Origin of the sequence: Mesorhizobium sp. M1428 (genome assembly GCF_040317515.1) — a bacterium.
Classification (GTDB): Bacteria; Pseudomonadota; Alphaproteobacteria; order Rhizobiales; family Rhizobiaceae; genus Mesorhizobium.
This window is the reverse complement of record NZ_JAMYKT010000001.1, coordinates 184,806-205,169: the sequence shown is the minus strand read 5'-3', so window position 1 is coordinate 205,169 and position 20,364 is coordinate 184,806. Positions and strand designations below refer to the sequence as shown.

Annotated in this window: 17 protein-coding genes; all 17 read right to left on the bottom strand. The window is 63.8% G+C overall.

Translation table 11 applies throughout. The annotated features are described in order from the left end of the window. Window positions 1-12 precede the first annotated feature (12 nt). The 17 genes from lpxC to mraZ all read right to left on the bottom strand — a co-directional run bounded on the left by lpxC (window position 13) and on the right by mraZ (window position 20,162). The gene (gene lpxC / locus NKG60_RS00980; RefSeq protein ID WP_352492693.1) at window positions 13-960 is read right to left on the bottom strand and encodes a UDP-3-O-acyl-N-acetylglucosamine deacetylase; all 948 of its coding nucleotides are present in this window, start codon (window positions 958-960) and stop codon (window positions 13-15) included. 279 nt (window positions 961-1,239) lie between these two features. Then, entirely contained in the window at window positions 1,240-2,910 is a 1,671-nt protein-coding gene (gene ftsZ / locus NKG60_RS00975; RefSeq protein WP_352564490.1) for a cell division protein FtsZ, read from the bottom strand. A gap of 67 nt (window positions 2,911-2,977) precedes the next feature. Continuing rightward, window positions 2,978-4,285 carry a cell division protein FtsA gene (ftsA, locus tag NKG60_RS00970; RefSeq protein WP_352564489.1) on the bottom strand — a complete coding sequence of 436 codons (1,308 nt, stop codon included), beginning with the start codon at window positions 4,283-4,285 and terminating at the stop codon, window positions 2,978-2,980. Next, on the bottom strand, window positions 4,282-5,223 hold the full coding sequence (locus tag NKG60_RS00965; protein ID WP_352564488.1) for a cell division protein FtsQ/DivIB: 942 nt from the start codon (window positions 5,221-5,223) through the stop codon (window positions 4,282-4,284). The genes ftsA and NKG60_RS00965 overlap by 4 nt, the downstream gene beginning before the upstream one ends. Then, on the bottom strand, window positions 5,211-6,137 hold the full coding sequence (locus tag NKG60_RS00960) for a D-alanine--D-alanine ligase (protein WP_352564487.1): 927 nt from the start codon (window positions 6,135-6,137) through the stop codon (window positions 5,211-5,213). The genes NKG60_RS00965 and NKG60_RS00960 overlap by 13 nt, the downstream gene beginning before the upstream one ends. 314 nt (window positions 6,138-6,451) lie before the next feature. Further along, window positions 6,452-7,417 carry a UDP-N-acetylmuramate dehydrogenase gene (gene murB / locus NKG60_RS00955; protein WP_352564486.1) on the bottom strand — a complete coding sequence of 322 codons (966 nt, stop codon included), beginning with the start codon at window positions 7,415-7,417 and terminating at the stop codon, window positions 6,452-6,454. After that, window positions 7,414-8,820 carry a UDP-N-acetylmuramate--L-alanine ligase gene (murC, locus tag NKG60_RS00950; RefSeq protein ID WP_352564485.1) on the bottom strand — a complete coding sequence of 469 codons (1,407 nt, stop codon included), beginning with the start codon at window positions 8,818-8,820 and terminating at the stop codon, window positions 7,414-7,416. Before murC ends, murB begins: the two co-directional genes overlap by 4 nt. Continuing rightward, window positions 8,817-9,944 carry an undecaprenyldiphospho-muramoylpentapeptide beta-N-acetylglucosaminyltransferase gene (gene murG, locus NKG60_RS00945; RefSeq protein ID WP_352665943.1) on the bottom strand — a complete coding sequence of 376 codons (1,128 nt, stop codon included), beginning with the start codon at window positions 9,942-9,944 and terminating at the stop codon, window positions 8,817-8,819. Before murG ends, murC begins: the two co-directional genes overlap by 4 nt. A gap of 1 nt (window position 9,945) precedes the next feature. Next, a complete protein-coding gene (gene ftsW, locus NKG60_RS00940; protein WP_352456168.1) occupies window positions 9,946-11,097 on the bottom strand; it encodes a putative lipid II flippase FtsW in 1,152 nt (383 codons plus the stop codon). Continuing rightward, window positions 11,097-12,497 carry a UDP-N-acetylmuramoyl-L-alanine--D-glutamate ligase gene (gene murD / locus NKG60_RS00935; protein WP_352564481.1) on the bottom strand — a complete coding sequence of 467 codons (1,401 nt, stop codon included), beginning with the start codon at window positions 12,495-12,497 and terminating at the stop codon, window positions 11,097-11,099. The genes ftsW and murD overlap by 1 nt, the downstream gene beginning before the upstream one ends. 8 nt (window positions 12,498-12,505) lie before the next feature. Continuing rightward, the gene (mraY, locus tag NKG60_RS00930) at window positions 12,506-13,588 is read right to left on the bottom strand and encodes a phospho-N-acetylmuramoyl-pentapeptide-transferase (RefSeq protein ID WP_023676767.1); all 1,083 of its coding nucleotides are present in this window, start codon (window positions 13,586-13,588) and stop codon (window positions 12,506-12,508) included. Between the two features lie 24 nt (window positions 13,589-13,612). Beyond that, complete coding sequence (locus NKG60_RS00925; RefSeq protein ID WP_352564480.1) at window positions 13,613-15,046, bottom strand: UDP-N-acetylmuramoylalanyl-D-glutamyl-2,6-diaminopimelate--D-alanyl-D-alanine ligase; 1,434 nt, start codon at window positions 15,044-15,046, stop codon at window positions 13,613-13,615. Then, complete coding sequence (locus NKG60_RS00920; RefSeq protein ID WP_352665944.1) at window positions 15,043-16,497, bottom strand: UDP-N-acetylmuramoyl-L-alanyl-D-glutamate--2,6-diaminopimelate ligase; 1,455 nt, start codon at window positions 16,495-16,497, stop codon at window positions 15,043-15,045. The genes NKG60_RS00925 and NKG60_RS00920 overlap by 4 nt, the downstream gene beginning before the upstream one ends. Before the next feature lie 54 nt (window positions 16,498-16,551). Next, window positions 16,552-18,297: a peptidoglycan D,D-transpeptidase FtsI family protein gene (locus NKG60_RS00915; protein ID WP_352973842.1), complete on the bottom strand. Its 1,746-nt coding sequence runs from the start codon at window positions 18,295-18,297 to the stop codon at window positions 16,552-16,554. Then, complete coding sequence (ftsL, locus tag NKG60_RS00910; RefSeq protein WP_292662860.1) at window positions 18,294-18,671, bottom strand: cell division protein FtsL; 378 nt, start codon at window positions 18,669-18,671, stop codon at window positions 18,294-18,296. Before ftsL ends, NKG60_RS00915 begins: the two co-directional genes overlap by 4 nt. Window positions 18,672-18,675: 4 nt before the next feature. Further along, complete coding sequence (rsmH, locus tag NKG60_RS00905) at window positions 18,676-19,707, bottom strand: 16S rRNA (cytosine(1402)-N(4))-methyltransferase RsmH (protein WP_352564474.1); 1,032 nt, start codon at window positions 19,705-19,707, stop codon at window positions 18,676-18,678. Next, entirely contained in the window at window positions 19,704-20,162 is a 459-nt protein-coding gene (gene mraZ, locus NKG60_RS00900; protein WP_254818997.1) for a division/cell wall cluster transcriptional repressor MraZ, read from the bottom strand. The genes rsmH and mraZ overlap by 4 nt, the downstream gene beginning before the upstream one ends. Window positions 20,163-20,364: the final 202 nt, after the last annotated feature.

The following is a 20,364-nucleotide window of genomic DNA, read 5'->3' as shown; positions in this document are numbered from 1 at the left end:
AGACCTTAAGAATCAGATCATCCAGGGCGCATAGAGGGGTGCGTTGACGGCGCTCATCTCGGCGGTCCGGCCGCGCTCGCGGCGCGTCGTCTCGACGATTTCGAAAGCCGAACGGTCCGACAAGAGACGGCGCAGCGCAGCGGCGTTCAGCCTGTGGCCACCACGATAGGAGCGGAAGCAGCCGATGAACCGGGCACCGGCGAGCGCCAGGTCGCCCATCGCGTCCATCGTCTTGTGGCGCGCGAACTCGTTGGGATAGCGCACGCCTCCCATGTTGATCACGCGGTTGTCGTCGCCGATCACCAGGGAGTTTTCCAACGACGAGCCGAGCGCATAGCCGGCCGCCCACAGCCGCTCGACGTCCTTCATGAAACCGAAAGTGCGGGCACGCGCGACGTCGCGGCGGAAAATGTCGGCATTCATGTCGGATGCAAAAAGCTGGCGCCCGATCGCTGGGCTTTCGAAATCGATCTCGATCTCGAAGCGCGTGCCGTCATAGGGCCTGAACTCCGCCCAGCAAGCGCCGTTCTCGATGCGAACCGGCTTTACCACCCTGATGTAGCGACGCTTGACCGGCAGCGTTTCGATGCCTGCCTGGTCAATGGCCTCGACGAACATCACCGCGCTGCCGTCGAGAATAGGCACCTCATGGCCGTCGATTTCGATGACGAGATTGTCGATCCCAAGCCCGAAAAGCGTCGCCATCAGATGCTCCACCGTAGCAATGTGCTCACCTTGCGGATCGCCGAGCATGGTGGAGAGATCGGTGGCGCCGACCTCGGAAACGAGCGCGCGAAATTCGTGGCTTCCGCTCGCATTCGAAAGCTGGAAGACAACACCCGTATCGGCATCTGCCGGCAGGAAATGGACGGTGACCGGATTGCCACTGTGGACGCCGATGCCGGTCAGCGTCGCACGCGATTTAAGTGTCGTCTGATAGTCGTGCAAAACAATCCCCATAGCCCGTACTGCCTAGGTCCGCTTCATCTGCCCTGAGGGCGCGGCTCTTGATTGATCGGCAGGCAGGGCCACTTCCCCGAGACTCCCAGCAAACCGACTTTGGCCGGTGGCGAAGATAATGGTCCCGCAGGGAGACTCCAAATCACGGTTTCTTACTCGTTGTAACCGCGGCCCAGCGGAGGATTGCCCCATAAGTCCTTGTTTTAAAAGTGCTTTTAATATTAACAGGCGAACAGTTTCCTGCTCGCCTGTTAACAACTGTTACGAACCGTTAACAGATCAATTGGCCTGTCGGCGCAGGAAGGCGGGAATCTCCAACTGATCGTCTTCCTGGACAGCCCGGCTCTGCGGCGTCAGGCGGCCCTGCTCGTCCAGCTGGCCGCGGCGCGGCGCGTAAAGCTGCGGATCCTGGCTGGCAAGGCGGCGCACCTCCGCCGGCGCCTGGCGCAGTTTCGGTTCGCGCGGCTGCGCCGGCTGCAACCGTGCAGGCTCCTCTTCGCGGCGGGTCAACCCGTTGGTCAGGCGCTTGAGCAAGCCCATCGGGCCGCTGTTCTCGTGGTCAGCCGGCCGGGCCTTGGCTTCCACCTCAGCCTTCACCTGCGGTGGGAAATCCTCGACCCGCGGCATGCGCTGGGGTGCCGCGGCAACCGGCTGCGGCATTTCACGATGCGGAGCGGGCTGCATCGCTTGCTGAGCCACCGGCTGCATCATCGGCTGCGGCTGAGCGGGAGGCGCCTGGAAGATCTTGCTCTGCGGACGGAAGTCTTCCGCATGCGCGACCGGTGCCGGGCGGGCCTGTGCCATCGCTGCCGCATTCGCCTCGGCGAGTTGAATGGCCTCGGCGACCGGATCGGCAGCACGTGGTTCATAGATCGGTTGCTGGACAGGCGCCGGGCGCATTTCCGTGACCTGGGCCGCCGGGCGGCTGACCGGCTTCGGCGGAGCCGCGCGGATGGCGATCGGCGCGGCAGCGATTTCGGCCGCCGATTTGTCGATGCCGGTGGCGACCACCGATACGCGGATAACGCCTTCGAGTTCCTCGTCGAAGGTGGCGCCCAGAATGATGTTGGCGTCCTGGTCGACCTCTTCGCGAATGCGGGTTGCGGCCTCATCGACTTCGAACAGGGTCAGGTCGCGGCCGCCGGTGATCGAGATCAGCAGGCCCTTGGCGCCCTTCATCGAGGTCTCGTCGAGCAGCGGGTTGGCGATGGCGGCTTCAGCCGCGGCCATTGCGCGGCCCTCGCCCGAAGCCTCGCCGGTTCCCATCATCGCCTTGCCCATTTCGCGCATGACCGAGCGGACGTCGGCGAAGTCGAGATTGATCAGGCCTTCCTTGACCATCAGGTCGGTGATGCAGGCAACGCCCGAATAGAGCACCTGGTCGGCCATAGCGAAGGCATCGGCGAAGGTGGTCTTGTCATTGGCCAGCCGGAACAGGTTCTGGTTGGGAATGACGATCAGGGTATCGACGCATTTCTGCAGTTCCTCGATACCCATGTCGGCCGTCTTCATGCGGCGCTGGCCTTCGAAGTGGAACGGCTTGGTGACGACGCCGACGGTGAGGATGCCCTTTTCGCGGGCAGCGCGGGCAACGACGGGGGCCGCCCCGGTACCGGTGCCGCCGCCCATGCCGGCAGTGACGAAGCACATATGCGTGTTGGAGAGATGATCGATGATCTCGTCGATGCACTCTTCCGCCGCCGCGCGCCCGACTTCAGGCTGCGATCCGGCGCCGAGACCCTCGGTGACATGCGCGCCGAGCTGGATCAGCCGCTCGGCCTTCGACATCGTCAATGCCTGCGCGTCGGTGTTGGCCACCACGAACTCGACGCCGCGCAAGCCGGCGGTGATCATGTTGTTGACGGCATTGCCGCCGCCGCCGCCGACACCGAACACGGTGATGCGCGGCTTGAGCTCGGTAATGTCCGGCTTCTGCAGATTGATGGTCATTGTCTTGGTCCTTTGCCTTTCCCGCCGCTTCGCCGCCGCGGCCGCCTATGGGGCTGTCCCCGTCAAATTAAAAACTGTCTCTCAACCACTGACTCATTCGATGCAGTTTTCCGCCCGTTCCGGTCATCCGAAGACCGGAAATTCCCTTCGCCGGGCGGCTCTCGAAGCTCGCCATCTGCGGGTAGATCAGAAGCCCTACGGGCGTCGAAAAAGCCGGCCCCTTGGCCGCCTCGGGCAGGCCTGCCACGCCAAGCGGGCGTCCGATGCGCACATTGCGGCCGAGGATGCGGCGTGCTGCTTCGGGCAGGCCGGCAAGCTGGCTGGCGCCGCCGGTCAGCACCACACGCTTGCCAACCGCGTTGCCGTAGCCGGATTTGTTCAGCCGGTCGCGCAGCAATTCCAGCGTCTCGTCGATGCGGGCGCGGATGATGCGCGTCATCACCGAGCGCGGGATCTGCAACGGCACCTCGCCGTCCTCGCCGATCGGATGGATGGAAACCAGGTCGCGGTCGTCGGCACTGCCAGGCAGCGCCGAGCCATGCATCACCTTCAGCCTTTCGGCGGCATCGAGCGAGGTCGACAGGCCCTTGGCCATGTCCAGCGTGACGTGGTTGCCGCCGATCGCGATGGCGTCGCCATGGACGAACTTGCCTTCCGAAAACACCGAAATCGTCGTCGTGCCGCCGCCCATGTCGATGCAGGCCGCACCCATTTCGAGCTCGTCATCGACCAGCGCGGCTAGCCCGCTGGCATAGGGCGTCGCCACCATGCGCTCGACCGACAGGTGCGAGCGGTTGATGCAGAGCTCCAGATTGCGCAAGGGCGCTGCGTCGCCTGTCAGCACGTGCATGTCGACGCCAAGCTGGTCGCCAACCATGCCACGCGGATCCCGCACACCGCGCTCAGCATCCAGCGAAAAGGCAACGGGAAGCGAATGGATCACCTCGCGCTCGGCCCGCAGCGCCTGCTTGGCACCGGCGGCAAGCACGCGCTTGATGTCGGCCTCGTCGGCCTCATGGCCGCCGAGATTGATGGTGGCCGAAAAAGCCTCGCTCTTCAGCCGACCGGCAGTCATGTTGACGATCAGCGAATCGACCGTCAGTCCCGCCATGCGTTCGGCGGCGTCGACGGCCAGACGGATGGCGTGCTCGGCGCGGTCGAGATCGATGACGACGCCCGATTTCACGCCTTGCGATTTCTGGTGGCCGATGCCGATCACCTGGACGCGATGCGAGCGTCCGCGCAGCAGCTTGCCATCGTCGCGCGGCTTGAGTTTGGCCACCACGCAGCAGACCTTGCTGGAGCCGACATCCAGCACCGTCAGGATGCCGGACCGGCGCGACGAGGTATCGCTATTGCCGCCAAGCCAGCTCATATCTTCGTCTCCGGCTTGCGCTTCAGCATCTTGGGCTTTTCGTCGAGCGCGGCTTGGCGCTGCGTCGCCGCTTCCGGCGTCAACTGGACGACCAGACGATCGGACAGGCGCATGTCGACGGCGGCGATGTCGCGCGTCAAAAGCCCGTTCTCGTGGTCCATCCTGACCAGGTCGGCAATCGCCTGATCCTCACCGTCTTCGGGAAGCTTGATCGTGATGCCGTTTTCAAGCTTGAGATCCCAGCGCCGTTCGCCGATGCGGATATAGCCCTTGATCCGCGCGGCGAGCTCCGGATAATTCTTGATCTTGGCCAGGAAATCCGGCGCTTTGGCAGGTGCGCCGGTGCCGATGATCAGCGGCAGCAACATCTGCTTGCCGCCGGAGAACGGCGCAATGACGGTGCCGGATTTCTCGATGACCGAAAGCGCGCTGCCTTGCTGCCACAGAGCGAACGGCTCGCGCTCCTCGACGCGCACTTCCAGCGTATGCGGGTAGACCTTGCGCACCGCCGCGGCTTCGACCCAGGGCAGCGTGGTGATGCGTTCGCGCGCGGCTTCGGCATCGAAGCCGATCAGCGAGGTCCAGCCGTCGAGTTCCAGCCTGTCGAGAATATCGATCTCGGACGTTTCGCGGTTGCCGACGACCTTGACCTGGTCGACGGCAAAGCCGGTGCGGGCGGTGACACTCTGGACGATGGCGTCGGAATATCCGCCGAGATAGGCGCCATAGGCACTGCTCGAAACAAGCAGTGCCGCCGACAGCATGGCAGCGCAATAGGGCGGCGCTTCGAAGTCGCCTTCGCCGAGGCGCGCCAGCACGCGCACCGGCCGGCGGAGCAGGCGCGGCAGCACGAAATGGTCGAACGACAACGGCATGCCGAACAGCGCCGGCCCGGCCGCGCCCTTCCCCTTGCCCTGTCCCCACTTCAACGCAGACACGAAGCGTCCTCCACCATCCAACTCAACAAATCGCCGAACGAGTGTCCCGCTTGCGCGGCGATTTCCGGCACCAAAGACGTCGGCGTCATGCCCGGCTGGGTGTTGACCTCGAGCCAGACAATTTCGCCGTTTTCGGAGTGACGATCGTCATAACGGAAGTCCGACCGGGAAACGCCCCGACAGCCGATAGCTTGGTGAGCCTTGAGCGTCAGTGTCTGTATTTTTTGGTAAATATTCGGTGAAAGTTTTGCCGGGCATTCGTGTTTTGATCCTCCCGCGACGTATTTTGAATCGTAGTCGTAGAAGGAATGGCCGGTCGGGATGATCTCGCAGACACCGAGCGCCACATCGCCCATCACCGCGCAGGTCAATTCCCGTCCGTGCACATAACGCTCGACCATCACCGTATCGCCATATCTCCACTCGGACGAGCCGATGATCTGCGGTGGATGCGACTGGCCTTCATGGACGATGACGACACCGAAGCTCGACCCTTCGTTGACCGGCTTGACGACATAGGGCGGCTTCATCGGGTGCTTGTTCTGGATGGCGAAGCGATTGGCCACCTTCGATTCGGCCACCGGAATGCCGGCCGCCTTGGCGACCTTCTTGGCCTGCTCCTTGTTCATCGCGAGCGCCGAGGCAAGCACGCCGGAATGGGTGTACGGAATGGCGAGGTACTCAAGGATGCCCTGGATGGTGCCGTCCTCGCCGAAGGGGCCGTGCAGCGCATTGAAGACGACGTCAGGCTTGAGCGCGCCCAGCACCGAGCCGATGTCGCGCGAGACGTCGACGCGGGTGACCTGGTAGCCCTCTCCCTCGAGCGCATCGGCGCAGGCTTTACCCGACGACAGGGACACGGGCCGCTCGGACGAGAATCCCCCCAGAAGGACGGCCACATGCTTGCTTGTCATTCCCCGTCATTTCCTCTCACAGCAGGCCTGCACCATCGTGCATGCCCCGAAAAGCATCGCGCGCACTCAAATGCGCCCGAGCAACTTCGCTCCCTTGTTTCCGCAACATTGAGTCCGAGTCTCCCGGCAGGTTGCCCCCCAGACGGAAACGCAAGTAACGCGTCGAAACGACTCAAATCAGGAAACGCTTCAGGGCAGAGAATCAGAGAGTTGATTCGCTGGCAAGTGCTTACGATTCCGATGGATTCACTTTCCGCAAAAACGGCAGCAAAATGTGAATTCATGAGCCCGAAAGGCAACGGCGGTCGGCTTGCCTAAAGCAACTGCCCGAGAAATTCCTGGACAGCATGGCCCGGCCGAAAATTGCCGATGCGCTTGATCTCCCACTGCAGCCGGATGCCCGATTTTTCGAGCACACGCGCGCGCACCGTCTCACCGAGATATTCAAGCTCGTAGCCTGTGGCCGTTCCGGTGTTGATCATGAAGTTGCAATGCATCGGCGACATCTGCGCCCCACCGACCATCAGGCCGCGGCAGCCGGCCTTGTCGATTTCCTTCCAGGCCGAGGTGCCCTCGGGATTCTTGAAGGTCGAGCCACCGGTCTTTTCGCGGATCGGCTGCACCGTCTCGCGATGGTTCTGGACAGCATCCATCGCGGCCTTGATCGCCGCCTTGTCCTCGGGAACGCCTTCGAGCAGCGCCGACGTGAAGATCAGCCCGGACGGCGCCGATGAATGGCGATAGGCATAGCCCATATCGGCATTGCTCAGCGTATGAACATTGCCCTTGCGGTCGAGTGCCCGCACCTCGACCACACGCTCGCGCGTCTCGACGCCATTGGCGCCGGCGTTCATCCTCAGCGCTCCGCCAACGGCGCCGGGAATGCCGTGGTAGAAATGAAAGCCACCGATGCCGGCCTCATAGGCGACGGCCGCAAGGCGCTTGTCGGGTGTCGCAGCGCCCGCCTTGATCGTGGTCGGCGCAATAACTTCGGTCTCACCAAAGCCTTTGGCCGAAAGCCGGATGACAAAGCCCGCAATGCCGCCGTCACGGACAAGCAGGTTCGAGCCGACGCCGACGACGGTCAGCGGAATTTCCTCCGGCACCGCCTTCAGGAACGTGGCAAGATCGTCCTCGTCGGCCGGCTGGAACAATGCGTCCGCGAGCCCGCCGGCTCGAAACCAGGTGATCTTGTCCATCTCGGCATTGGGCGTGATGCGGCCGCGCAGTCCGGCAAGCCGGTCGCCAAGCTTCTCGATCAACGCCTGGCCGCGCGTCATGTGATGGTCCCGCCGAGTTCCTTGGGCAGCGCATAGGCCCATTGGGTGATGTTGCCGGCGCCGAGGAAGACCACAAAATCGCCCGGCTTCGCCACCTCGCGCACGATCGGCGCAATCGCCGCCGGACCTTCGATGTAGCGTGCGTCGCGATGGCCGCCGGAGCGGATGCGCGACACCAGTGCGTCGGACGTAACGCCGTCGATCGGTTCCTCGCCGGCCGCATAGACAGGTGCCACCATTACCGTATCGGCGTCGTTGAAGCAGACGGAAAACTCGTCGAACAGATCGCGCAGCCGGGTGAAGCGATGCGGTTGGGTAACGGCGATGATGCGGCCCTTGGTAGCGCTGCGCGCAGCCTTCAGTACTGCCGTGATCTCGACCGGATGATGACCGTAATCATCGAACACATCGACACCGTTCCACGAACCGGTATGGGTGAAGCGCCGCTTGACGCCGGCGAAGGACGACAGACCCTTCTTGATTGCCTCAGCCGAAAGGCCGAGCTCGTGCGCGACGGCAATCGCCGCCGTCGCATTGGAGACATTGTGGCGCCCGGGCATCGGTAGCCGCAGACCTGATATCGTTATCTGGCCGTGCGTCTTGCGGTCGCGGATCACCACGTCGAATTCCGAAGTCGGGCCATCCATGCGATGATTGGTGAAGCGCACGTCGGCCTGCGCATTTTCGCCATAGGTGATGACGCGCCGGTCCTCGATGCGGCCGACCAGCGCCTGCACCTCAGGATGGTCGGTGCACATCACGCCAAAGCCGTAGAACGGCACATTCTCGACGAACTGGCGAAACGCCTCGCGCACTTTGTCGAAGGAGCCGTAATGGTCGAGATGCTCGGGGTCGATATTGGTGACGACGGCAATCTCGGCCGGCAGCTTGAGGAAGGTGCCGTCGCTCTCGTCGGCCTCGACCACCATCCATTCGCCGTCGCCCATGCGGGCATTGGTGCCATAGGCATTGATGATGCCGCCATTGATCACCGTCGGGTCGAGCCCGCCGGCATCGAGTAGCGTCGCCACCATCGAAGTCGTCGTCGTCTTGCCATGCGTGCCGCCGATCGCGACCGCCTGCCGGAAGCGCATCAGCTCGGCCAGCATTTCGGCGCGCCGCACGATCGGCAGCAACTTCTCTCTCGCCGCCTTCAGCTCCGGGTTTGATTTCTTGATTGCGGTGGAGACGACGACCACTTCGGCCTCGCCGAGGTTCTCGGCCTGGTGGCCGACGAAGCATTCGATGCCCTTGTCGCGCAGCCGCTGCACATTGGCGCTGTCGGCCTGATCGGATCCCTGCACCTTGTAGCCGAGATTGTGCAGCACCTCGGCGATGCCGCTCATGCCGATGCCGCCAATGCCGATGAAATGCACGAGGCCGATCGTCTGTGGCATCTTCATGCGTGCGTCTCCTTCCTGAATTCCGAAACGGATTTCCTGGACGCAATAGCCTCTGTCAGATCGGCGAGCAACCGCGCGGCATCCGGTTTACCGGACGATTTCGCCGCCGCAGCCATTGTCGCCGCCCTGCCTGGATCATCCATCAGCCCGCCGACAAGCGCAGCGATCCGCTCCACCGAAAGCGTGGATTGCGGATGCACCTCGGCGCCACCCGCTGCGGCAAGGGCCGCCGCATTCGCCGCCTGGTCGTGGTCGAGCGCGTGGGGATAAGGCACCAGCAGCGCCGGCCTGCCGATCACCGCGATTTCCGATACGGTCGACGCGCCGGAGCGCGACATCACCAGATGCGCCGCCGCGAGCCGCGCCGCCATGTCGGTGAAGAAGGGCGACACCTCGGCCTCGATGCCAAGCGCGGCATAGGCGGCTCTCACCCGCCCCACATCGTCGGCGCGGGCCTGCTGCGTGATCGCCAGTCGCCTACGCTGTGCATCGGAAAACCGGGCGATCGCCGCCGGCACCGCGTCGGAAAAGAACTGCGCGCCCTGGCTGCCTCCAAATACCAGAAACCGGAACGGCTCTTCGCCGGCCGAAGCAGCATAGGGTGTATTCGCGGCCTCCAATACTTGCGGCCTGACCGGATTGCCGGTGGTCACCGTCTTTGCGCCAGTGGCACTGATGTCTTCCGGCAGGAATCCGCCGGCAACGGCGTCGACGCGGCCGGCGAGCGCCCGGTTGGCGCGGCCCATGACCGCATTCTGCTCGTGGATCAGCGTCGGTACCTTGCGCCGGGTCGCCGCGTAAAGCGGCGGCAGTGTCGGATAGCCGCCGAAGCCGACCACGATGGCGGGCTTGATGCTGGCGATGACGGCGGATGCCTGCCTAACCCCACGCCAGATTTTCCAAAACGCGGCGAGCATAGCAAAGGGATTCTTCGAGCCCATCGTCGCCGACTGGATCGGATGGATGGCGGCCGCCGGGAACTGCCCGGCAAAGCGCTCGGCGCGGTCGTCCGTCGCCAGATGCACCGTCCAGCCGCGACTGGTCAGTTCATGTGCCAGCGCCTCGGCCGGGAACAGATGTCCGCCCGTTCCGCCTGCCGCCAGAAGGATAACCCCCTTCGCCATCTCACTCCGCCGGCATCGCACGCGGCGACGGCATGAAGCCCAGCTGCTTGCGCTTTTCCGGGCGCTTGCGCGTCAGCGCCAGCACCATGCCCATCGAGATGGCGATCGCGATCTGCGAAGAGCCGCCGTAGGAGATGAACGGCAGCGTCATGCCCTTGGCCGGCATCAGCTGCAGATTGACGGCCATGTTGATGACCGACTGCAGGCCGAAGACCGTAACCAGGCCGCCCACCGCGTAGCGGGTGAAATCGTCCTGCTCCCTGAGTGCCGTGTTGAGACCGCGCAGCACGATGAAGCCGAAGATGGACATGATGAAGAAACACATGATCAGCCCGAATTCCTCGCCGGCGACGGAGAAGACAAAATCGGCGTGGCTGTCGGGGATGACCCGCTTGACGGTACCCTCGCCCGGCCCGACGCCGAACCAGCCGCCATTGATCAGCGCCTCGCGGCCCATGTCGACCTGGAACGTGTCGCCCTCGCCGGTCATGAAGCGGTCGATGCGGCCGGCAACGTGCGGGAACACCGCATAGGCGGCGAACACGCCGCCGACCCCTGCAGCACCCAGCGCGACGATCCACAGCCACGGCAACCCGGCCATGAAGAACATCACCCCCCAGGTGCCGAGCACCAGCATGGTCTGCCCAAGGTCAGGCTGCGCCACCAGCAGCGAGATGACCAGCGCAAGCAGCAACATGGCGAACAGATTGCCCGGAATGTCGGGCTGGCGCTTGTGCTCGGCGAACAGCCAGGCGCAGATGATGACGAAGGCCGGTTTCAGGAACTCGGACGGCTGGATCGACAGGCCGGCAAGCGACACCCAGCGCCGCGCGCCCTTCACCTCGACGCCGATATAGAGCACCGCCACCATCAGAAACAGCATGATGCACAACATGACCAGCGCCATGCGCCGGATCTGCCTGGATTCAAGGAACGAGACGGCCAGCATTACCCCAAGCGCCGGAATGGTGAAGATGATCTGGCGTGTCGCGAAGTGGAAACTGTCTAGCCCGATGCGCTCGGCCACCGCCGGGCTTGCGGCGAAAGACAAAACGATGCCGAGCCCCATCAGCGACAGGAACGCCGCCAGGAACCAGCGATCGATCGTCCACCACCAGGTCGCCACAGGGCTTTTGTCGAGACGGCTTTGCATTATCGTGTCCCTCCGATGGGCTTCATGCCATCAATGGCGGTTGCGGCTTGCCTGAACGCCTCGCCGCGGACTTCGAAATTCTTGAACTGGTCGAAACTGGCGCAGGCCGGCGACAGCAGCACCACTGCCTCGCCGCTATTATCCCTGGCCGCATCGAGGGCGGCGTGTTCGACTGCCGCCGCCAACGTGCCTGATATCTCGTAGGGCACCGCTTCGCCCAGCGTCGCCGAAAAGGCCGGTGCGGCTTCGCCGATCAGATAGGCCTTGGCGATGCGCGGGAAGAAGCCGCGTAACGGCTCGATGCCGCCCTCTTTCGGCAGGCCGCCGGCAATCCAGTAGATACGCGCAAAGCTCGACAGCGCCGGTGCAGCGGCATCGGCATTGGTCGCCTTGGAATCGTTGACGAACAGCACATGCCCTTTGCGGCCGACCTGCTCCATGCGGTGCGCCAGCCCCGGGAAACTCTCCAGTCCGGATTGGATCTCGCCGAGTTCGAGCCCGACCTTGAGACAGGCGGCGGCGGCAGCCAGTGCATTCTGCGCATTGTGCTGGCCGCGCAACGAGCCGATGCCTTCGAGGAAGGCGACCCTGCTGTAGCGGCCGTGCACGGCTTCCATTAAATTCGTGCCGTCGGCGAAATAACCGTCGGTCAGCGGCAGGCGCTTGGAAATCCGAATGACCTGCCGGCCCGCACGCTCCAGCCGGTCGGCGATCTGGGCGCACCAGGAATCGTCGACACCGATGATTGCCGTCTCGCTGCCGGCCACCAGCCGCTCCTTGATCGAGGCGTAGTGCTGCATCGTGCCGTGGCGGTCGAGATGGTCCGGCGTCAGATTGAGCAGGACGCCGGCCGTCGGATTGATCGAAGGGGCAAGATCGATCTGGTAGGACGAGCACTCAACCACATAGTGCCGCTCGGGCTGCGGCGGATCCAGCGTCATCACTGCGCGGCCGATATTGCCGCCCATCTGCGTGTCGCGCCCAGCCGATTTGAGGATGTGCGCCGTCAGTGCCGTGGTCGTCGACTTGCCGTTGGTGCCGGTGATGGCAATGAAGGGTGCTGCCGGCGCCCGCGCCGTCCGCTCGCGGCAGAAAAGCTCGATGTCGCCGATGATCTCGACGCCCGAGCCCCGCGCGAGCTCGACGGTCCAGTGCGGCTTGGGATGCGTCAGCGGCACGCCGGGCGACAGCACGAAGGCGGAAAACCTTGCCCAGTCCGCGCCGCGCAGGTCCGCTGTCATGATGCCGACCGCACCGGCCTTGGCGACGCTGTCGGGATTGTCGTCCCAGGCCAGCACATCCGCGCCGCCCTCGATCAGTGCGCGCGCCGTGGCGATCCCCGAGCCACCGAGCCCGAAGAGCGAAACGCGCTTGCCTGAAAAGGATGCGGCGGGGATCAAGCGGCCTCCTATCTGAGCTTCAGGGTCGACAGGCCGACCAGCGCCAGGATGACGGCGATGATCCAGAAGCGGATCACCACCTGGCTTTCGGTCCAGCCGAGCTTTTCGAAATGATGGTGGATCGGCGCCATCAGGAAGACGCGCTTGCCGGTCATCTTGAAGTAGCCGACCTGGATGATGACCGAGAATATCTCGACGACGAACAGGCCGCCGACGATGACCAGCACGATCTCGTGCTTGGTCGCCACCGCGACCGTGCCGATCAGCCCGCCCAGCGCCAGCGAGCCGGTATCGCCCATGAAGATGGCCGCCGGCGGCGCATTGAACCAGAGGAAGCCAAGCCCGGCGCCGATCACCGCTCCAAGGACCACTGCAAGTTCACCGGTGCCGGGCACGAAATGGATCTGCAGATATTCGGCGAACACCGCATTGCCGGAGAGATAGGCGATGACGCCGAAGGACGCCGCCGCGATCATGATCGGCACGATCGCCAGTCCGTCGAGGCCGTCGGTCAGGTTCACCGCATTGCCGGCGCCGACGATGACGAAGCACGAGAACGGGATGAAGAACCAGCCGAGATTGACGAGAAACTCCTTGGCGAAAGGGAATGTCAACGATGACGAGAACGGCGCCTGGCCGTTGTGCATGATCACCCAGGCGGCGATGCCGGCGATGACGAATTCGAGCCCCAGCCGCGCCTTGCCGGAAAAGCCGAGATGCGACTGCTTGGTCACTTTGAGATAATCGTCGTAGAAGCCGATCGAGCCGAATCCCAGCGTCACCAGCAGCACCACCCAGACGTAGATGCTCGACAGGTTCGCCCACAGCAGCGACGAACCGACGATGCCGGACAGGATCATCAATCCGCCCATTGTCGGCGTTCCCGCCTTCTTGAAATGCGTCTGCGGCCCGTCGGCGCGGATCGGCTGGCCCTTGCCTTGCCGCAGCCTCAGCGAATTGATGATGGTCGGTCCGAAGATGAACACGATCAGCGCCGCTGTGATCAGCGCTCCGCCGGTGCGGAAAGTTATGTAGCGGAAGACGTTGAAGACCGAGATCTTGTCCGCAAATTCGACGAGCAGTGTTAGCATGCGCTTGCGTCCCCCGGACCGATCCTAGGTCTGTCTGCTGTTTGTGGCTTCCGCCGGAAACTTGCCGAGCAACGCCTCGACCAGCTTTGAAAAGCCTATGCCCTTCGACGATTTGATCATGACCACGTCGCCGGGCTTCAATTCCGATAGAAGAACCGGTTTCAGATCTTCCGCGCCGGCGCGGTACTCCGTCCTGATCTCGTCGGGCAAAACGTCGGCCAGCGCCCGCATTTCCGGGCCGCCGAGAAAAACCGTGCGCGTGTCGGTGCCGACGATCAGACCGGCAAGCGCGGCATGCAATTTCGCCGAATGGCTGCCGAGCTCGAGCATATCGCCGAGCACGGCAATGCGCCTGCCTTCGCCCGACACCGGCGTCGTGTTGAGCAGTGCCATTGCAGCGCTCATCGACGCCGGATTGGCGTTGTAGCTCTCGTCGATCAGCGTGATCGGCCCCCTGGGATGACGCAACACATAGCGCTTGCCGCGTCCGCGTTCGGGCGAAAGATCGGCCAGCGCCTGCGCAACCCTGGTGACGTCGGCGCCGACCAGATGCGCGGCGCCCAGTACGGCCAGCACATTCTGCACCATATGGCGGCCCGGCGCGCCGATCCTGGCGACAATCTCATGCCCGCCGATCTTGGCAGTGATAACCGAGTGATCGGCATTGAGCTCGCATTTGATCAGTTTGAAGGTCGCCCGGGCATTCTCGCCGAACCCGTAGACATGCTCGACACCGGCCTCTTTCGCCATCTTCTCCAGCAGCTTCCAGCGCGCATCGTCGCGGTTGAGAAGGGCGGCGCCACCGGGCTCCAGCCCTTCGAAAACCTCTGCCTTGGCCTTGGCGATCTCGTCCAGGTTGCGGAAGAAGCCAAGGTGAGCGGCTGCGATCAGTGTAACGATGGCGACATGCGGCCGGACCATCTTGACCAAAGGCCGGATCTCGTCCGGATGGTTCATGCCGATCTCGAAGACGGCATAGTCGCAATCCTGCGGCATGCGCGCCAGCGTCAGCGGCACACCCCAGTGATTGTTGAACGACTGCGCCGATGCATGCACCGTACCGACTGCGGACAGAGCATGGCGTAGCGCTTCCTTGGTGGTGGTCTTGCCCGCCGACCCGGTCACGGCAATCACCCTCGCCTTTGAGCGTGCGCGCGCGGCAACGCCGAGCTTTTCCAGAGCGACAAGCACGTCCTCCACGACGATCATCGGTGCTGTCAGCCGCCCCAGCGACGGCAGCTTGCCCTCGGCGACGACCAGCACGCCGGCGCCCGCCTTGATGGCGGCGGTGACGAAATCATGGCCGTCCATGGCCTCGCCCTTGATGGCGAAGAAAGCATCTCCCGGCTGCAGGCTGCGGCTGTCGATGGAAATGCCGGCGATGCCTTCAGGCATCGGACCGAGCGGCCGGCCATCCATGGCGGCAACCAGCGCCTCGGAGGTCCACAGATAGCTCACGCTGCTTGCTCCCTGAGCGCCGAGCGAACTTCCTCATGATCGGAAAAATGCAGCGTCTCGGTGCCGATGGTCTGGCCTTCCTCATGGCCCTTGCCGGCCACGATCAGCGTGTCGCCAGCGTGAAGCATCCCGACCGCCTCGTGGATGGCCTTGCGCCGGTCGCCGATCTCGATCGCACCCGGTGCGGCCGCGAGAATCGCGGCGCGGATCGTCTCGGGTACTTCCGAGCGGGGATTGTCGTCGGTGACGATGACGACGTCGGCCAGCCTTGTGGCGATCTCGCCCATGATCGGCCGCTTGCCCCGGTCCCGGTCGCCGCCGCAACCGAATACGACGATGACGCGGCCGGTGGTAAAGGGGCGAACCGAAGCCAGCACGTTTTCCAGCGCATCCGGCTTGTGCGCGTAGTCGACATAGACGGGGGCGCCGTTGGCGGCCGTCCCAACCAGGTCGAGCCGTCCCGGCGCGCCCTTCAATTTCTCCAGCGCCATCAACGCTTTGGCAACAAATGTTCCAGTCGAAATGGCGAGGCCGGCCGACACCAGCGCGTTGGCAATCTGGAAGTCGCCGGCCAGCGGCAAGTCGACTTCATGGAGAACGCCGTCCGCTTCGACCTCGGCGCGCTGGCGGTGGCGCTCGTGCTCGACCCGCTTCAGCCGCAGGAAATCGCCATGGCGTCCGACCGTCAGCACGTTCAGTCCCGCTGCATGCGCCGCCTTGATCGTCGGCTCCGACCACGGGTCGTCGGCAAAGATGATGGCCGGCGCGCCCTTCGGCAGCAGCGCGTCGAACAGACGCAATTTGGCGCGATGATAGTCCTCGACCGTCGGATGATAGTCCATATGGTCGCGGCCGAGATTGGTGAAGCCGCCGGCCGCAAGCTTGACGCCGTCGAGCCGGCGCTGGTCGAGGCCATGGCTAGACGCTTCCATCGAGGCGTGGGTGACGCCGGCCTCCGCCAACTCCTTGAGCAGCCTGTGCAGTGCCACCGGATCCGGCGTGGTCAGCGAGCCATATTCATTGCGGCCCGGCGCCACCACACCGGTCGTGCCGATCGAAGCGGCGACCAAACCCGCCTGCTCCCATATCTGTCGGGTGAATGCGGCGACGGAGGTCTTGCCGCTGGTTCCGGTCACCGCGACCATGGTTTGCGGTTGCTTGCCGAAATAACGGGCCGCACTCAGCGCAAGCGCAAGGCGCGGATCGTCTACGACAAGAACCGGAACTGGCAGCCCGGCGACCGCACTGCCCTTGCCGACCACGATCGCTGCAGCGCCGCGGCTCGCGGCCTCGGCTGCGTAGGCTGCGCCATCCGCCTTGGAGCCGGTGAGCGCGAAAAAGACGACGCCCCGTGTTACCTGGCGGGAATCCGACGAAATCCCTGTAACCTCCATGTCGAAGGAAGCTGTCCCCTCGACAGGCAGGATACCGGCTAGATTTTTCAGCTTCATCGAACCCCGTTCATTGCAACAAAATAGCGCGCAGTTGCCGGCGCGCCCCAAGAATCACTGATAGGAAACCAGCGTTGCACCATTTTCATGGCTGAAATCTGGCTTCACGCCAAGCATGGAAGCCGCACGTCGGATGATGTTTGCAGCCATGATGCCCGCGTTCGAGGCGGCCGTAGCACCCATGCCGGGCTTTTCCGGCTTCGGTTCGTCGGCGATCGTCAGCACTATGTATTGCGGATCGTCCATCGGGAAAGCCGCAACGAAGGCGTTGAAATTCTTTTCCTTCGAGTAGCGGCCGTTGACGACCTTCTCCGCCGTTCCCGTCTTGCCGCCCACCCGGTATCCTGGCACCCGTGCATTGCGGCCGGATCCCTTTTCGGCATTGAGCGCATAGAGATAGCGCATGCCCTCGACCGTCTTGTCGCTGACCACTTTCTTGGCCACCGCCATCGCCTGCTCCTGCGTGCGCGGCAGGAAGGTCGGGTCCATCAGATAGCCGCCATTCATCAGCGCGGCGCAGCCGACCGCTGTCTGCAGCGGCGTCGTCGACACGCCGTGGCCGAAGGCGATGGTGATCGAATTGACCTGCTTCCAGACCTTGGGCTCGGTCGGCCGGGCGACTTCCGGCAGTTCGGTCTGCATCTTCTCGAGGATTCCCAGGCGATGCAGGAATTCGCGGTGTCCGTCGATGCCAACCGCTTCGGCTTCCTTAGCCGAGCCGATGTTGGACGAGTAGATGAACACTTCCGGCACCGACAGCACCCGGCCCTTGCCATGGAAATCATGGATGGTCTGATGGCCGATCCTGATCGGGCGCGACGCGTCGAAACGGCTTTGCAGCGTTATCTTGCCGGAATCGAGCGCCATGGCGGTGGTGAAGCTCTTGAAGGTCGACCCCATTTCGTAGAGGCCAGCGGACATACGGTTGAGCCGGTCCTTGTCCTGCGCGTTATAGGGGTTGTTCGGATCGAAATCCGGAACCGAGGCCATCGCCAGCACCTCACCGGTCTTGACGTTGAGCACGACGGCGCCCGCGGCGATGGCGTGGTACTTTTCCATGCCGGTGGCGACCTCGTCGCGCACGATATGCTGGACGCGCAGGTCGATCGAGAGCTGCACCGGCTTCAAATCCTGGGCCACCGCCAGGCCCGACGCCTGAAGGTCGCTCAAACCCTGTTCGTCGATGTATTTCTCCATGCCGGAGATGCCCTGATTGTCGATGTTGGTGAGGCCGACAATGTAGGACGAGGTTTCGCCGGCCGGATAGAACCGGCGCTTCTCGGTGCGAAAGCCGAATCCGGGGATGCCGAGTTGCATGATGTCGGCCTGCTGCTTCGGCGTCAGTTGCCGCTGCAGCCAGACGAAGCCGGCGCCGCTCTTCAGCTTGTTATATGTCTGCTCGTAGTCGATCTCGGGAAGCACCGTCGACAGCTTTTCGATCGCCTCGTCGGCATCGACGATGCGGCGCGGCTCAGCAAACAGCGACGCCGTCTTGATGTCGGTCGCCAGCACTTCGCCGTTACGGTCGACGATGTCTGGTCGCGATGCGGTCACCCGGCTCTGTGGCCCGCCCGACAGGTCGGGATTCTGGAAACCCAGATAGACCAGCCGCCCGGCAATGGTCGAATAAATGCCGAAGAACACCGCCATCGTCATGACGATGCGGGTCCTGCCCTTGCCACCCGTCGCCTTGCGGGCGCCTTCGACCACGATCGATCCGCCTGCATTCGGCTTCGAACCGCGCTTCAGCAGCCTGACAATCTTTGGAAGTCTGGCGGCGATTGGAAATCCGGTGATCATTGGACGATACCTCCGGTCACCACGGGATCCTTGCCGCCCACATCGGCCATGCCGCCCAGCCGCTGCGATGAAAGGTCCTCGATGTTGACGGGTTTCGCCGGCAAATCGTCCAGCCCGACGATCTGGCGCGCATTGACCGGCTCCAGTCCGAGTTGCGATTTGTAGATTTCGGTGAGCTTCTGCAGGCGCGACGGCTGGGTAAGCAGGCTCCAGTCCGCCTTGAGCAGGTCGATCGTGTCCTCTTCATAACGGATCTGCGCCTGGATCTTGTGCACTGCCGCCAGTTGCTCCTCGGCCTCGCGCTTGGTCTTGTAGGTCAGGGCAGCCGCCGAAACCATGACGGCGATCAGGACTATGTCGCTGGTACGAAACACGTGCTCACCTCTCTCCCGGTCGATCGGCGCCGGGAAGCTTTGGGCCAGGCAGTTTTGGCAGGCCGAAAATCGAAAAATCGCCGGCACGCGCCGGCGCCTCTGTACGGATCGCAGCGCGCAGCCTTGCCGAGCGCGCCCGCGGATTTGCCGATATCTCGGCATCGCTAGGCGTCACGCCGCCGCCCTTCTTGGTGAAGGTGGCGGTGCGCACCTGCGCCTCGGGCAGATGCCGCGATCCGGTGGCTGAATCGGCTCGGTCGGCGATGAAGCGCTTGACGATGCGGTCCTCGAGGGAATGGAAGGTCACCACGGCAAGCCGGCCGCCCGGTTTCAGCACGCGCTCGGCGGCAAACAGTGCCTTGGCCAGTTCGCCGAGCTCGTCATTGACGAAGATGCGCAGCGCCTGGAAAACGCGGGTAGCCGGATGGATTTTGTCTTTCGGCGCGCGACCGATATGCGTCTCGATGGCATCGGCAAGGTCGAGCGTGCGCTCGAAGGGGCGTTTTTCGCGACGGCTCTCGATCATGCGCGCGATGCGCCCGGCATGGCGTTCCTCGCCGAGAAAACCGAAGATGCGGGCAAGATCGCCCACCTTGAAGGTGTTGACGACGTCGGCGGCGCTCAGGCCCGCCTGCGCCATGCGCATGTCGAGCGGTCCATCGGCCCGGAACGAAAAGCCGCGCTCCGGCTGGTCGATCTGCATGGAGGAGATGCCGATGTCGAGCACGACGCCATCGGCACTTTCAACCTGCTCGTCGAGCGTCGAGAACGGTGCCTGGACAAGCCTGAGCTTGCCGCCGGACTGCTGTTCAAGGGCCCGCCCCGCCGCGATCGCATCCGGATCGCGGTCGATGGCGACGACCGAGGCTCCGCTTGCCAGAATGGCCTTGGTGTAGCCGCCGGCACCGAACGTGCCGTCGACGATCACCTCGCCTTTTGTCGGCGCCAGCGCCTCCAGAACTTCGGCAAGGAGGACCGGAATGTGACGGGCTGGTCCGCCAACGGCATGAACTTCATCGCCGTCGCCCGCCATCATTCTGGCCGCTCCCCGGGCTTCGTCCCCTGCCGGAGCTGCAAAAGCCGGGCACGTGCTTCCGTCCCATAGGCGCTGAGCCGTCCCGGCTCCCAGATCTGAAAGAAATTGCCGCGGCCAACGAAGGCCACTTCCGCTGAAATGCCGGTATGCTCGCGAATGAAATCGCTCATCGTGATACGGCCGTCCTGGTCGAGCTTCAGAAACGTTCCATCGCCATGGCAGAAGAACGACATGTCGTCCGCCGTCTGCAGGAACGGGTCTTCCTGGGCGATACGCTGCTCGTACCGATCGAGCAGGTCGAGCCCACCGACATCCATCGCCGGGCGATCCAGGCAGCGTAGCGCATAAAGTTCCGAATAGCCGCGTTTCTGCACAACGGCACGGAAATGCGCCGGCACGGACACCCGTCCCTTCGCATCGATCCTGTTCACCGCGTTCGACAGAAACCGGTCCATTACGCGTTACGGCCGCTTGCGCCGCCGCACCCCTCTGCATCTTCCTGTCCGCGCCGCCCCGGCCCGGTCGACGTCCAAAACCCGCTTCATCATGACGGGCGAACGCAGGCAAACGCGCAGCCGCCGCGGCTGCCCGATTGGCGTACGCTTCACCCTGACACGGAACGAAGGCTTGAGTATCGGAATGGGATATCATGGGGTG